Source organism: Thioclava sp. ISO4, from assembly GCF_058105145.1.
In genome coordinates this window covers 103525-116429 of sequence record NZ_CM176571.1, presented here as the reverse complement: position 1 = coordinate 116429, position 12905 = coordinate 103525, and the positions used below count along the sequence as shown (strand labels likewise).

The window sequence follows — 12905 nt, the reverse complement described above, 5'->3', positions numbered from 1 at the left end:
CGCGATGGGAACGATCACAAAGGCATTGGAATTGCTGGATTATATTTCCACTCAGCGCCCCGAGATCGGGCTCAGCGAATATGTTCGCCTCACGCAGCGCGATAAGGCTACGGTGCACCGTCATCTCGTCGAATTGGCCGAATGCGGCTTTCTCGAACAGAACCCGGAGACCCGTGGCTATCGGCTGGGCCCCGCGATTCTGCGTCTCTATGGTGTGCGCGAGGCGAATATGCCGCTGCGCTCGGTGTTGCGTCCCTTTATCGAAGAGATGGCGCAGGAGGTTGGCGAGCTGGTCCATGTCTCTCTGTTGCAAGGCCAGCAGCTATCGCCGGTCGTGCATCATGATCCGCGCCTGCACGGGACGCAGGTCGCTTTCGACGAGTCGCAGCTTCTGCCTCTGCACGCGACAGCCTCGGGCTTGGTGATGCTTTGCTTCGGCGGAGACGATCTGCGGACGCGGGTTCTGGATGCGCCGCTGGAGAGCTTCACCGCCCAGACCGTCGTCGATCCCGATAGCCTGCGCGAAAAGCTGGCGGAATGCCGTGCCAATGGCAGTGTGTGGGTGGAGAAGGGCTTCGACGACGAGGTTTCCTCCCTTGCTGGTCCGATCTTCGGGCTCGGCGGTGCGGTGATCGGCGCGGTTTCGATCGCGGTTCCTTCGTCGCGCGCGGGATCCGAGAAGCACGCAGCCATGGTGGAGGCTCTGCGAAAATGGGTGCCCCGCCTGTCCGAGCTCATGGGCGGTTCGCTTCCTGCGGATTATCAACAACGCGAGGTGACGCATGGCTGAGCGCGCGCTCGTGCTCGACTTCGGTGGCGTGATCTCACGCACGTTGTTCGAAACGCATGATCTGACCGAGGCTGCGTTGGGTCTTGCGTCGGGAAGCTTGACCTGGCGCGGTCCGTTCGAGCCTCAGACCGATCCGCTCTGGCGCGCGATGCAGGCGGATGAAATCTCGGAGCGCGACTATTGGCGCCAGCGCACGCAGGAAGTGGCGGCTCTGGTCGGACGCGACTGGAGCGAGATGTCCGATTTCGTGCGCGCGGCGCGCGGGGCGAGCCCTGCCGATGTGATCCGCCCGGAATTCCTCGCAGCGATCGACAGGGCCGAGGCTGCAGGGTGCCGCCTCGCGATCCTGTCCAACGAGCTCGATCTGTTCTACGGCGCGGATTTCCGCGAGAAGCTGCCCTTCCTGCGCCGGTTCGATGCTGTGATCGACGCGACCTATACCAAGATTCTGAAACCCGATCCGCGCGCCTATCATGGTGTGCTCGAGGCGCTCGAGCTTCCGGCCGAAGCCTGCGTTTTCGTCGATGACCAGCTGCGCAACATTCGCGGCGCCGAGGCCGTCGGCATGATCCCCGTTCACTTCGATGTGCAATCTCCCGCTCAGGGCTACGCCAACGCGCTGCGCCTGCTGGGCCTATGATGAGGACCGACATGAAAGACGAGAATTTCCTGAAAGAGCGCAACGCCCGTTCGATCTGGCACCCGATGGCTCACCCTGCGGACAGCCAGAAGAATCTGCCCGAGATCATTGTGGCAGGCGACGGTGTGACGATCACCGATGTCGATGGCCACAAGACGGTCGACGGTGTGGGCGGGCTTTGGAACGTCAATCTCGGGTTCTCGTGCCAACCGGTGAAGGACGCCATTGCCGCACAGCTCGACCGTCTGCCCTATTACTCGATCTTTCGCGGCACCACGAACGACGCGGTGATCGAACTGGGGGAGATGCTGGCCGAGTTCTTCGCCCCCGACGGGCTGGAGCGCGCCTTCTACACCTCGGGCGGTTCGGATTCGGTCGAGATCGCGCTGCGTCTGGCGCGGCAATATCACAAGCTGCGCGGCGAGGCGGGCCGGGTGAAATACCTCTCGCTCAAGAAGGGCTATCACGGCACCCATACGCTGGGGGCGAGCGTCAACGGCAACTCCAATTTTCGCACTCAGTACGAACCGCTGATGCCGGGCTGCTACCACATCCCGGCGCCCTATACCTACCGCAACCCCTTCAACGAAACCGATCCCGAGAAGCTGGCGCAGCTCTGCCTCGCTGCGCTGGAAGACGAGATCAAGTTTCAGGGCGCCGAGACAATCGCCGCAATGATCATGGAGCCGATCCTCGGGGCAGGGGGCGTGATCGTCCCGCATGAGAGTTTCATGCCCGGCGTGCGGGCGATCTGCGACAAATACGGCATTCTGCTGATCGCCGATGAGGTGATCACCGCCTTCGGTCGCACGGGGGCCTGGTCGGGCTCGCGGCTCTGGGGTGTGCAGCCGGATATGATGACGACCGCCAAGGCGATCACGAACGGGTATTTCCCCTTCGGCGCCGTGATGATTTCGGGGCGCGTGGCCGAAGTGTTCGAAACCGATACCACCGGCAAGGCGGCGATCGGCTCGGGCTACACCTATTCGGGCCATCCGGTCGGCGCGGCAGCGGCCATTGCCTGCCTGAAAGAGACGCAGGCGCTCAACGTCAAGGACAACGCAGCCGCGCGTGGGACCCAGTTCTATGAAGGGTTGCTCGATCTTCAGAAAAAGCACGACATCGTGGGCGACGTGCGTGGCGGACGTGGTCTCATGTGTGCGCTGGAACTGGTCTCGGATCGCGCGACCAAGGCGCCGATCGACAAGGCCAGCATCGCCAAGGTTCATCGCGGTGCCTACGAGACGGGCGCGATGGTTCGGATCTCGGGCAACAACGTGATCCTGTCCCCCTCGCTGATCGTGACCGAAGAGAACATCGCCACGATCCTCGGCGCGCTCGACGCAGGGCTGTCGGCGGTCTGACAAAAACGCCCGGCCTGCATCTGCGGGCCGGGTGCATTCAAGCCGTCTGGACGCGCCTCAATGCGGGGTCTTGTCGGGATGCGCCGCGGCGAAGGCAGGCAGGCTTTCGAGATGCGCGCCGATCCGGGTCAGTTTCGGCATCCCTGTCAGGTCGACCTTCCAGCGCTGCGCATTGTAGAGCTGCGGCACGAGGCACAGATCGGCCAGAGTGACCGACGATCCGTGGCAGTAATCGCCTGCATCCACCATCGCTTCGAGGGCCTGTAGGCCGGGCCCGATAAACGCCTGCATCCAGCCCTCCATCGTGATCGCTCCCTCAGAGGCGGCGACTGCATGTTTGGCGACGCGAAGGTTGCAGATCGGGTGAATATCGATGGCGACGGCATGGGCGAGAGCACGGATCTTCGCGCGTTCAGCGGCATCGCCGGGCAGAAGGTTCAGTTCACGCGTCTCATCGAGATATTCGAGGATCGCCATGGATTGGGTGAAGCACTTTCCGTCGAGCTCTATCGCAGGAACCAGCCCTTGCGGATTGCGCGCAAGATGCGCGGGCTCGGTCTGCTCGCCCTTGGTCAAGTCGACGGAAACGCTCGTCCAGTCCATTCCGGCCAGACCGAGGGCGATCCGCACCCGGTAACTCGCCGAGGACCGCCAGTAATCATAGAGCACCGTCATTGTGCCGCCTTCTTTGTAAGCAGTTTGTCCATACCGCGTCGCAGCCCCGCCAGATCGCGGCCCAGTAGTGTCTCCAGATCCGATTGATAGGCGATGGCGCGCGGAAGCAGTTTGGCCATCAACTCGCGTCCGACCGGGGTCAGGCTAAGCGCGATCAGGCGTCCGTCGGAAGGGTCGAGGCGTTTCGTCACAAGTCCCGCCTGTTCCAGCGCCGCTGCGGCCCGGCTGACCTTGGGCCGCTCCAGCGAGACGCGCCGTTCGATATCGCGGACCGACACCGGCCCGGCATGGCTGAGGTGAACCATCACTCGCCATTGCGGCATACTCAGCCCGGCTTCGCGATAGCCCTGAGCCAACTCGTCGCTCAGCTTCGCCGCGATCTCCGCCATCAGATAGGGCAGGAAATCATCGAGCTGGAACTCGGGCAGCGGCGTATCGGTCTCGTGTCGGGTCATCGTCGCGTGGGCATCTGTGTTTTGTTGCGCTTGCAACAAAGAAGCACAAAACACGTTTCATTTGCAACGATAAAGAGGCGGCGACGTGCAGTCGACTGCACCAAAAGACCGGGAAGCCATGTCGTTTACCGTGGTGGGAGTGCGAGAAGCCGGTCCAGACCGGTCTCCAGCTTTGTGGCCGCGTCGCCGAGTTCCGCCACCAGCTCGGCTTGGAAGGCGTTCGCCAGCACCAGAAGCTCCGCCATCATTGCGCGGCCATTCGCGGTGAGACGCAGCTTGACCAGTCGTTTGTCGCCTTCGTGGCGGGTCTTCGCGATCAGCCCGCTGGCCTCGAGGCGGGACGCCGCGCGCGAGACCTTGGATTTTTCCATCGCCACCCGCGCTTCGATGTCCCGCACCGATACGTCATCGCTCTGTGCGAGATGGACGAGGACGCGCCATTCGGGAATCGAGATGCCGAACCGGTCTCGATATTGCCGGGCGAGCCGCTCCGAAAGTTTCTCGGCAGCTACGGCCAGCCGATAGGGGGTAAAGCTGTAGAGATCAAATTCGGGCATCTCAGTTGCATCTTCAGACATCCTCAACCCCCTGCTTTCGCACATGTTTTTATATACGCACCATCATAATACAGCGGCGAATTCATTGCGAGTGCAATAAATATCCTTGACTTCGTTGCGAATGAAACGAAAAATCAGGTCAGGTTCGAAACCGCAGCTTTCCGCGCTGCCCGTGACCAAGGGATTGGAGGATCTCATGACCGATCAGGCGCTTCCGAAGGGCATGATCCGCGCGACCGGCACCACCGGCACGCATGAAGGTTATATGCCCGGTTTTGGCAATGACTTCGAAACCGAGGCGTTGCCCGGCGCTCTGCCTCAGGGGCAGAACAGCCCGCAGAAGGTCGAATATGGCCTCTATGCCGAGCAGCTTTCGGGCACCGCTTTCACCGCGCCGCGCGGCCAGAACGAGCGCACGTGGTGCTACCGTATCCGACCCTCGGTGAAGCACACCGGTCGGTTCGAGAAGATCGACGTGCCGTATTGGAAATCGGCGCCCAATATCGACCCCGACGTGATCAGCCTTGGTCAGTATCGCTGGGATCCGGTGCCGCATACCGACGAAGAGCTGACCTGGATCACCGGGATGCGCACGGTCACCACGGCCGGCGACGTGAACACTCAGGTCGGCATGGCGAGCCATATCTACCTCGTCACCAAATCGATGGAAGACGAGTATTTCTTTTCGGCCGACAGCGAATTGCTGGTGGTCCCGCAGGAGGGGCGTCTGCGCTTCTGCACCGAGCTCGGGATCATCGACCTCGAGCCCAAGGAAATCGCGATCCTGCCGCGCGGTCTCGTGTATCGCGTCGAGCTTCTCGACGGGCCTGCACGCGGCTTTGTCTGCGAAAACTACGGCCAGAAGTTCGACCTGCCGGGCCGCGGTCCGATCGGCGCAAACTGCCTTGCCAACCCGCGCGACTTCAAATGCCCCGTCGCGGCCTTCGAAGACCGTGACGCGAAAAGCCGGGTCGTGATCAAGTGGTGCGGGCAGTTCCACGAGACCTTCATCGGCCACAGCCCGCTCGACGTGGTGGCATGGCACGGGAACTACTGCGCCTATAAATACGACCTGCGTACCTACAGCCCGGTCGGCGCGATCCTGTTCGATCACCCCGATCCGTCGATCTTCACCGTGCTCACCGCGCCCTCGGGGCAGGAAGGTACCGCGAATATCGATTTCGTGCTGTTCCGCGAGCGTTGGATGGTGGCGGAGCACACCTTCCGTCCGCCGTGGTATCACAAGAACATCATGTCCGAGCTGATGGGCAACATCTACGGCATCTACGACGCCAAGCCGCAGGGCTTCGTGCCGGGCGGGATGAGCCTGCACAACATGATGCTGCCGCACGGGCCGGATCGCAACGCCTTCGAACATGCATCGAACGAGCCGATGGAGCCGGTCTATCAGGCCGATACGATGCAATTCATGTTCGAGACGCGCTTCCCGCAGATGCTGACCGAATTCGCGGCGAAGGAAGCGCCCCTTCAGGACGATTACATCGACTGTTGGGACAGCATCGAGAAGAAATTCGACGGAAAACCGGGGATCAAATGACCGACAAGACCAGCTGGGTGTCGTCCGCACAGGGCGACACCGACTTTCCGATCCAGAACCTGCCCTACGGCGTCTTCGACGACGGCAAGGGGGCGCGGATGGGCGTCGCGATCGGGGATATGATACTTGATGTGGCCAAGGTGGATCACGGGCTTCCGGCGGAGCTTTTTGCCGAGCCCGCTTGGAACCGCGTCATGGAAGCCGGCCCGGAGACCTGGGCCAAGCTGCGCGCGCGTCTGACCGAGCTTCTCTCCGACGAGACGCACAAGTCCGCGGTCGAGCCGCATCTGGTGCCGCAGTCCGGCGCGAAGATGCTGATGCCGTTCCGCGTGGCCGAGTACACCGATTTCTACGCAGGCAAAAACCACGCGACCAATGTCGGCACGATCTTCCGGGGGGCGGAAAACGCGCTGCCCGCGAACTGGCTGTCGATCCCGATCGGCTATAACGGCCGCGCCTCGTCGGTCGTCGTCTCGGGCACGCCGGTTACCCGCCCCAACGGGCAGGTGAAAGGCCCGAACGAGGATCTGCCGCGTTTCGCCCCCTCGGCGCGCTTCGACATCGAACTGGAATTCGGCGCGATCGTCGGCCAGCCCTCCGAAGGCATGATCTCGGTCGGTCAGGCCGATGACATGATCTTCGGCTATGTGCTGCTCAACGACTGGTCGGCGCGCGACATCCAGGCTTGGGAATACGTGCCGCTCGGTCCGTTCCAGGCCAAGGCGACCGCGACCACGATCAGCCCGTGGATCGTGACCCGCGCCGCGCTGGAGCCGTTCCGGGTCTCGACGCCCGAGCGCGAGCGACCGCTCCTGCCGTATCTGCGCGAGCCGGGGCCGATGAATTACGACATCGACCTGGAGGTCGCTCTGCGCCCCGAGGGCGGCGAGGAAGCGGTGATTTCTCGCACCAATACCTCGATGCTCTACTACTCCGCCGCGCAGCAGCTGGCCCATCACACCACGTCGGGCTGCGTCATGCGCGTGGGCGATCTGCTGGGCTCGGGCACGATCTCGGGCACCGAGAAAGACAGCCGGGGCTCGCTGCTCGAACTCAGCTGGTCGGGCAAGGAGCCGCTGGAACTTCCCGATGGCTCGACCCGCAGCTTCATCGAGGATGGCGACACGCTGACCCTGCGCGGTGCTGCGCAGGGCGAAGGATACCGCATCGGGTTCGGTGATTGTGCGGGGCAGGTATTGCCCGCGCGCGCCTTGCCGGACTGGGCTAAGGAATAAGGAGGCATCTCATGGCCAAGGCATTCGCGTCGCAAGGCGACATGGAAGACAAGAAAATCAGCTTCACCCAGGTGGGCGAGGGGCTGTATGCCTTCACCGCGGAAGGTGACCCCAACACCGGTGTGATCATCGGCGACGACAGCGTGATGATCGTTGAGGCGCAGGCCACTCCGCGCCTTGCGCGCAAGGTGATCGAATGCGTCCGCTCGGTGACCGACAAGCCGATCAGCCACCTCGTGCTGACCCACTACCATGCCGTGCGCGTTCTCGGCGCATCGGCCTATGGTGCCCGCGAAGTCATCATGTCCGACACCTCGCGCGCTCAGGTTGCTGAACGCGGTCAGGAAGACTGGGACAGTGAATTCGGTCGTTTCCCGCGCCTGTTCCAAGGCCATGAGGAAATTCCGGGTCTGACCTGGCCGACCACGACCTTCTCAGACCAGATGACGGTTTATCTGGGCAACCGCCGCGTCGATATCATGCATCTGGGCCGCGCCCATACCGCAGGCGACGCGGTGATCTGGGTTCCGGATCAGGAGGTCATGTTCACCGGTGACATCGTCGAGTATCACTCGGCCTGCTATTGCGGCGACGGGCACTATCAGGACTGGCCCGAGACGCTTGCCAATATCGCGGCTTTCGAGCCCAAGGCGATTGCGCCCGGTCGGGGCGATGCGCTGGTCGGTGAGAAGATGGTCACCGAGGCGCTGGAAAACACCGCCGACTTCATCCGCTCGAGCTACAAGCCGGTGGAACGTGTGGTGGCCCGCGGCGGCACCCTGAAAGAGGCATGGGACGCGGTGCGCGAAGCCTGCGATCCGAAATTCGCCGATTACGCGATCTACGAACATTGCCTGCCGTTCAATGTGGCGCGCGCCTATGACGAGGCCCGCGGCATCGACACCCCGCGTGTCTGGACGGCTGAGCGCGATCAGGAAATGTGGAACGCTTTGCAAGGCTGAGGAGAGCCGGGAGGGAGGAGAGCGATGCCGTATGATTACAAACCGTTCGACTATGTAGCGCCTCCCGGCCTTTCGGGGCCGGAGGCACGCCACAAGGTCATCATCGTGGGCGCTGGGCCGATTGGTCTTGCGGCTGCGATCGAGCTTGCGAACCACGGCGTGGGCTCCGTCATCCTCGATGACAACAATGTCGTTTCGGTCGGCAGCCGCGCGATCTGCTGGTCGAAACGCTCGCTCGAAATTCTCGACCGTCTCGGCGTGGGCGATGCCTGCGTGCAGAAAGGCGTGACCTGGAAGGTCGGGCGCACCCGGCACGGCGCGCGCGAGGTCTTCAACTTCGACCTGCTGCCTGAAGACGGCCACAAGATGCCCGCCTTCGTGAACCTGCAGCAATACTATGTCGAGGAGTATCTGGTCGAGGCGGCGCTGGCCAATCCGCTGATCGACCTCCGTTTCAAGAACAAGGTCACCGGGCTGAGCCAGACCGACGATTGTGCGGTTGTGCAGATCGAAACGCCCGATGGTGAGTATGCGCTTGAAGCAGACTATCTGCTGGCCTGCGACGGGGCGCGTTCACCCATTCGCCAGATGATGGGGCTCGATTTCGAAGGCGAGTTGTTCGAGGAGCGTTTCCTCATCGCCGATATCGAGATGCAGGCCGATTTCCCGTCCGAGCGGTGGTTCTGGTTCGAGCCGGAATTCCACGCCGGGCAGTCGGCGCTTTTGCACAAGCAGCCCGACAATATCTACCGCATCGACCTTCAGCTCGGTTGGGAGGCAGACCCGGAGGAAGAGCGCAAGCCCGAGCGGATCATCCCGCGTATCGAGAAGGCAGTGGGTCATTCGAACTTCAAGCTCGACTGGACGTCGATCTACACGTTCCAGTGCCGCAGGCTCGAGAAGTTCGTGCATGATCGTGTGATCTTCGTGGGCGACAGCGCCCATGTCGTTTCCCCGTTCGGCGCACGTGGCGGCAATGGCGGCCTGCAAGATGTCGATGCGCTCGGTTGGCGGCTTGCTGCGATTATCAATGATGGAGCGAGCCCGGAACTTCTTGAGCGCTACGATGCGGAACGGACCTATGGCTCGGATGAGAACCTGACCAATTCCAGCCGGACGACACGGTTTATGTCGCCTCGTGCCGGCGCTGAGCGCTGGTTCCGCGACGCGGTTCTGGCGCTTTCGGAACATGCGCCTTTTGCGCGGCCGATGGTCAATTCCGGGCGGCTCAGCCTCCCGTGTTGCTATCCGCTCGATGCTGCGCCGAACGTCGCGGCGATGCCGGAGGTGAGCCGCCCCGGGAAAGTCGCGCCGGACGCGCCTCTCGGGAACGAGTGGCTCCTGCAAAAACTTGCGGGCCAGTTCACCCTGCTCGCGATTGGCTGCAAGGCGCCTGAGGTTGATGGGCTGAATACGCTTACGCTCGAGGTCACGCCGGAGCTGAGCGCGCGCTATCTCGGGCAGGCCACGACAGGGCTCTACCTGATCCGCCCCGACCAGATCATCGCGGCGCGCTGGGAAACGGCTGAGCCCGCCCAGATCATCGACCATCTCACCGCGATCAAGGAGGGACGGGCATGAGCTTGCAGACCGAACTCAATATCAAGGATCACGACGCGCTCTACGAGAAATTGATCGCGACGCATAAAGGGCTGACGGAAGCGGAGAGTGCAGCGCTCAACGCGCGGCTCGTTCTGATCTTGATGAATCACGTCGGCGATCCGGAGGTTCTGGAAGAAGCTTTTGCGCTCGCACGGCAAAGCGGACGCAAGGCGAAGTTGACAAGTGACACGACTGCGAATGAAGTTAACACGTTAAGTTAATCGGGCTCGGCCCGAGGCTTCGTCATCAGGGGAGGAAAAAATGACGACCAAACTGACCAGACGTTCGATGCTCGGCACCGCGGCGCTTGCCGGGGCCAGCCTTGCGCTCCCGGCGATTCCGGCGCGGGCAGAGGGTGTGGACCTCGTGCTGTCCAGCTGGCTGCCACCGCGCCACCCGATCGTGGTGGACGCGATCAAGCCCTGGGCGAAGGATATCGAGGCTGCGACCGAAGGCCGTGTGCGCATCCGCGTCCTCGCCAAGCCGCTAGGCTCGCCGCCTGCGCATTTCGACATGGCGCGCGACGGTGTGGCCGACATCACCTACGGTCTGCACAGCTTCACGCAGGACGACCGCTTCAAGAACTCGCGCGTGGGTCAGTTCAGCTTCCTCGGCAATGACGCCGTGTCGATGTCGGAAGCCTTCTGGACGGTCTACACCGAGAAACTCGGTGCCAAGGAGGAACATGCCGGCACCCACCTGCTGGGCCTGTTCAACCACGGACCCGGGATGATCCACAACAACAAGCGCCCGATCAACAAGATCGAAGACCTGCAGGGTCTGAAGATGCGTGTGCCGGGCGGCTACATCGCCGATCTGATGAGCCATTTCGGGGTCGAGACGATCTTCACCCCCTCGGGCGAGGTCTATGAGAAGCTCTCGCGCGGCGTCGTCGATGGGGTCACTTTCCCCTATGACGCGATCGCCTCGTTCAACCTCGCGGATTATCTGAAATACACCACGACGATCCCAGGTGGCATCTACAACACCACATGGTTCCTCGTGATGAATTCCGGCAAGTGGGATTCGATCTCCTCGGCCGATCAGGAGGCGATCAACAAGCTCTCGGGTCTCGCCTTCGCAACCCGCGTCGGCAAGGCGTGGAACGGTGCGGATGAGCGCGGCAAAAAGGCCGCGGCCGATGGCGGTATGGTCGCCGAGACCGCGCCGCAGGGCGTGCTCGATGCGATCAAGGAGCAGGCCGCCGTCCTCGAAGGGCAGTGGGCCGATAGCCTGGGCGGTGACTATGACGGGCGCGCGGCGCTGGAAGAGTTCCGCAAGCAGACCGGCGTGTCCGCATGATTGCACGCGCCCGCTTCGTTCTCGAGGCGATCGCGGCCGGGTTGGTGACGGGGTTGATCCTCGTCACCTGCGTCGACGTGGTCGGCCGCTACCTGTTCAACAATCCGCTGACCGGCGCCTATGAGATCACGCAGGTCTTGTTGGGCGCGCTGGTCTTTGTGGCGATGCCGCTGACCACGGGCAAAGGCGGCCATGTCGAGGTGGACCTGCTGATGCCGCTTCTGCCTACGGCGGTCCGCCGGGCGCTGGGGCGGATTGGCGGCGTGGTGGCAGCCCTCGTCATGGGCTATTTCGCATGGCGACTCGTGATCCTGGCCGAGGATCAGTTCCACACCCAGCTCGCAACCTCGGGCCTTGGAATCAAACTGTGGTATTTCGGCGTGATCGGCATCGTCAGCTTTGCCGCCTCCGCCGTGGTCGCCCTGCTCCGGAGACCGGAATGACAATTTCTCTGATCGCCTTTGCCATTCTTCTGGCCCTCGTCTTTCTGCGCGTGCCGATCGCCTTCGCGATGGCGCTTGTCGGCGGGGCAGGGTTCGCGTGGATGCGCGGGGCAGATGCTGCGGGCTCGATGGTCGGCAGCGCCGTCTTCGAGACCGGGATGAACTACTCGCTCTCCGTCGTGCCGCTCTTCATCTTCATGGGCAACGTACTTGCCGGGTCCGGCATCGCCAGCGGTCTTTTCACCGGTGCCGACCGGGTGTTCGGGCGGATGCGCGGCGGCCTCGCCATGGCCACGATCCTCAGCTGCGGCGGTTTCTCGGCGGTTTGCGGCTCGTCTCTGGCGACGGCGGCCACGATGTCAAAGGTCGCGATGCCCTCGATGCGCCGCTTCGGCTACCATGACTCGATCGCTACGGGCGCAATTGCCGCGGGCGGCACGCTGGGCATTCTGATCCCGCCCTCGGTCATCATGATCATTTTCGGCCTGCTGACCGAAAGCGATATCGGCAAGCTGTTCATCGCCGGGATCATTCCCGGTGTTCTGGGCATCGGCCTGTATCTCGTTTCCGTCATGGTCGCAGTGCGGCTGAACCCGAAACTCGCCCCCGAGGTGCGGGAGCCCCTGCCGATGAAGCGCACCGATTTCATCGGCGTTCTCGCGACCTTGGCGCTGTTCGTCTTCATCATGGTCGGGATTTATGGCGGCTTCTTCACGCCGATCGAGGCTGCGGGCATGGGGGCTGCGGCTGCTGTGGTGATCGCGGCGGCTGTGGGCGGGCTGAAGGTGCGCGCGCTCTGGGAGGCGCTGAAGGATGCCGCGATCGCCTCCGCCATGATCTTCGCGATCATAATCGGGGCCGAGATCTTCGGGAATTTCGTCACGTTTGCCGGTCTGCCCGACGCGCTGGCCGATATCGTCTACAACCTGGGCCTTGGCGGCTTCGAGGTGATCATCATCATCGTGCTGATCTATATGCTCCTCGGCATGGTGCTCGAGAGCCTGTCGATGATCCTTCTGACGGTGCCGATCTTCTATCCGCTGATTTACCAACTCGATTTCGGCTCGGGCGTTCTTGCCAATCCCGATAACGCTCTGATCTGGTTTGCAGTGATCGTGGTGGTGGCGACGGAGATCTCCTTGATCACCCCGCCAGTTGGCATGAACGTCTTCGTGCTGCGCTCGGTTTTGCCCGATGTGCCGCTGATGACGATGTTCCGCGGTATCTTGTGGTTTTGGGTCGCCGATATCGTGCGCATCGTGCTGATCATCGCCTTCCCGGCGATCTCGCTCTGGCTGGTCGGGCCCTGACGGGCCCGGCAG

Annotated in this window: 14 protein-coding genes; 11 read left to right on the top strand and 3 right to left on the bottom strand. The window is 62.7% G+C overall.

Annotation, left to right across the window (positions count from 1 at the left end):
- Positions 1-4 precede the first annotated feature (4 nt).
- Genes AC2TZ7_RS00630 through AC2TZ7_RS00620 form a run of 3 tightly spaced genes read left to right on the top strand, consistent with a single transcriptional unit; the run spans position 5 to position 2794 of the window.
- Positions 5-790: an IclR family transcriptional regulator gene (locus tag AC2TZ7_RS00630; RefSeq protein WP_489865537.1), complete on the top strand. Its 786-nt coding sequence runs from the start codon at positions 5-7 to the stop codon at positions 788-790.
- Complete coding sequence (locus tag AC2TZ7_RS00625) at positions 783-1430, top strand: HAD-IA family hydrolase (RefSeq protein WP_489865536.1); 648 nt, start codon at positions 783-785, stop codon at positions 1428-1430. Before AC2TZ7_RS00630 ends, AC2TZ7_RS00625 begins: the two co-directional genes overlap by 8 nt.
- Positions 1431-1441: 11 nt before the next feature.
- The gene (locus tag AC2TZ7_RS00620; RefSeq protein WP_489865535.1) at positions 1442-2794 is read left to right on the top strand and encodes an aminotransferase class III-fold pyridoxal phosphate-dependent enzyme; all 1353 of its coding nucleotides are present in this window, start codon (positions 1442-1444) and stop codon (positions 2792-2794) included.
- Positions 2795-2851: 57 nt separating this feature from the next.
- Here AC2TZ7_RS00620 and maiA read toward each other — a convergent pair whose 3' ends face one another.
- The 3 genes from maiA to AC2TZ7_RS00605 all read right to left on the bottom strand — a co-directional run bounded on the left by maiA (position 2852) and on the right by AC2TZ7_RS00605 (position 4502).
- Complete coding sequence (gene maiA, locus AC2TZ7_RS00615; protein ID WP_489865534.1) at positions 2852-3469, bottom strand: maleylacetoacetate isomerase; 618 nt, start codon at positions 3467-3469, stop codon at positions 2852-2854.
- The gene (locus AC2TZ7_RS00610; RefSeq protein ID WP_489865533.1) at positions 3466-3924 is read right to left on the bottom strand and encodes a MarR family winged helix-turn-helix transcriptional regulator; all 459 of its coding nucleotides are present in this window, start codon (positions 3922-3924) and stop codon (positions 3466-3468) included. The genes maiA and AC2TZ7_RS00610 overlap by 4 nt, the downstream gene beginning before the upstream one ends.
- Positions 3925-4049: 125 nt before the next feature.
- Positions 4050-4502, bottom strand: coding sequence for a MarR family winged helix-turn-helix transcriptional regulator (locus AC2TZ7_RS00605; RefSeq protein ID WP_489865532.1), 453 nt, complete (start codon positions 4500-4502; stop codon positions 4050-4052).
- Positions 4503-4677: 175 nt separating this feature from the next.
- Between AC2TZ7_RS00605 and hmgA the strand changes: the two genes are divergently transcribed.
- Genes hmgA through AC2TZ7_RS00565 form a run of 8 tightly spaced genes read left to right on the top strand, consistent with a single transcriptional unit; the run spans position 4678 to position 12893 of the window.
- Positions 4678-6039, top strand: coding sequence for a homogentisate 1,2-dioxygenase (gene hmgA / locus AC2TZ7_RS00600; protein WP_078521180.1), 1362 nt, complete (start codon positions 4678-4680; stop codon positions 6037-6039).
- A complete protein-coding gene (gene fahA, locus AC2TZ7_RS00595) occupies positions 6036-7274 on the top strand; it encodes a fumarylacetoacetase (protein ID WP_489865531.1) in 1239 nt (412 codons plus the stop codon). The genes hmgA and fahA overlap by 4 nt, the downstream gene beginning before the upstream one ends.
- A gap of 11 nt (positions 7275-7285) precedes the next feature.
- Positions 7286-8236: an MBL fold metallo-hydrolase gene (locus AC2TZ7_RS00590; protein WP_098412062.1), complete on the top strand. Its 951-nt coding sequence runs from the start codon at positions 7286-7288 to the stop codon at positions 8234-8236.
- A gap of 24 nt (positions 8237-8260) precedes the next feature.
- A complete protein-coding gene (locus tag AC2TZ7_RS00585) occupies positions 8261-9817 on the top strand; it encodes an FAD-dependent oxidoreductase (protein ID WP_489865530.1) in 1557 nt (518 codons plus the stop codon).
- The gene (locus tag AC2TZ7_RS00580; protein WP_078521172.1) at positions 9814-10059 is read left to right on the top strand and encodes a DUF2783 domain-containing protein; all 246 of its coding nucleotides are present in this window, start codon (positions 9814-9816) and stop codon (positions 10057-10059) included. Before AC2TZ7_RS00585 ends, AC2TZ7_RS00580 begins: the two co-directional genes overlap by 4 nt.
- 40 nt (positions 10060-10099) lie before the next feature.
- On the top strand, positions 10100-11140 hold the full coding sequence (locus AC2TZ7_RS00575; protein WP_273071198.1) for a TRAP transporter substrate-binding protein: 1041 nt from the start codon (positions 10100-10102) through the stop codon (positions 11138-11140).
- Positions 11137-11583, top strand: coding sequence for a TRAP transporter small permease (locus AC2TZ7_RS00570; RefSeq protein ID WP_134331280.1), 447 nt, complete (start codon positions 11137-11139; stop codon positions 11581-11583). Before AC2TZ7_RS00575 ends, AC2TZ7_RS00570 begins: the two co-directional genes overlap by 4 nt.
- Complete coding sequence (locus tag AC2TZ7_RS00565) at positions 11580-12893, top strand: TRAP transporter large permease (RefSeq protein WP_489865529.1); 1314 nt, start codon at positions 11580-11582, stop codon at positions 12891-12893. The genes AC2TZ7_RS00570 and AC2TZ7_RS00565 overlap by 4 nt, the downstream gene beginning before the upstream one ends.
- The last annotated feature ends 12 nt before the right edge of the window (positions 12894-12905 follow it).

Coding starts and splice junctions, on each gene's coding strand:
- AC2TZ7_RS00630 (WP_489865537.1), top strand. CDS start 5: ATGGGAACGATCACAAAGGCATTGGAATTGCTGGATTATATTTCCACT.
- AC2TZ7_RS00625 (WP_489865536.1), top strand. CDS start 783: ATGGCTGAGCGCGCGCTCGTGCTCGACTTCGGTGGCGTGATCTCACGC.
- AC2TZ7_RS00620 (WP_489865535.1), top strand. CDS start 1,442: ATGAAAGACGAGAATTTCCTGAAAGAGCGCAACGCCCGTTCGATCTGG.
- maiA (WP_489865534.1), bottom strand. CDS start 3,469: ATGACGGTGCTCTATGATTACTGGCGGTCCTCGGCGAGTTACCGGGTG.
- AC2TZ7_RS00610 (WP_489865533.1), bottom strand. CDS start 3,924: ATGACCCGACACGAGACCGATACGCCGCTGCCCGAGTTCCAGCTCGAT.
- AC2TZ7_RS00605 (WP_489865532.1), bottom strand. CDS start 4,502: ATGTCTGAAGATGCAACTGAGATGCCCGAATTTGATCTCTACAGCTTT.
- hmgA (WP_078521180.1), top strand. CDS start 4,678: ATGACCGATCAGGCGCTTCCGAAGGGCATGATCCGCGCGACCGGCACC.
- fahA (WP_489865531.1), top strand. CDS start 6,036: ATGACCGACAAGACCAGCTGGGTGTCGTCCGCACAGGGCGACACCGAC.
- AC2TZ7_RS00590 (WP_098412062.1), top strand. CDS start 7,286: ATGGCCAAGGCATTCGCGTCGCAAGGCGACATGGAAGACAAGAAAATC.
- AC2TZ7_RS00585 (WP_489865530.1), top strand. CDS start 8,261: ATGCCGTATGATTACAAACCGTTCGACTATGTAGCGCCTCCCGGCCTT.
- AC2TZ7_RS00580 (WP_078521172.1), top strand. CDS start 9,814: ATGAGCTTGCAGACCGAACTCAATATCAAGGATCACGACGCGCTCTAC.
- AC2TZ7_RS00575 (WP_273071198.1), top strand. CDS start 10,100: ATGACGACCAAACTGACCAGACGTTCGATGCTCGGCACCGCGGCGCTT.
- AC2TZ7_RS00570 (WP_134331280.1), top strand. CDS start 11,137: ATGATTGCACGCGCCCGCTTCGTTCTCGAGGCGATCGCGGCCGGGTTG.
- AC2TZ7_RS00565 (WP_489865529.1), top strand. CDS start 11,580: ATGACAATTTCTCTGATCGCCTTTGCCATTCTTCTGGCCCTCGTCTTT.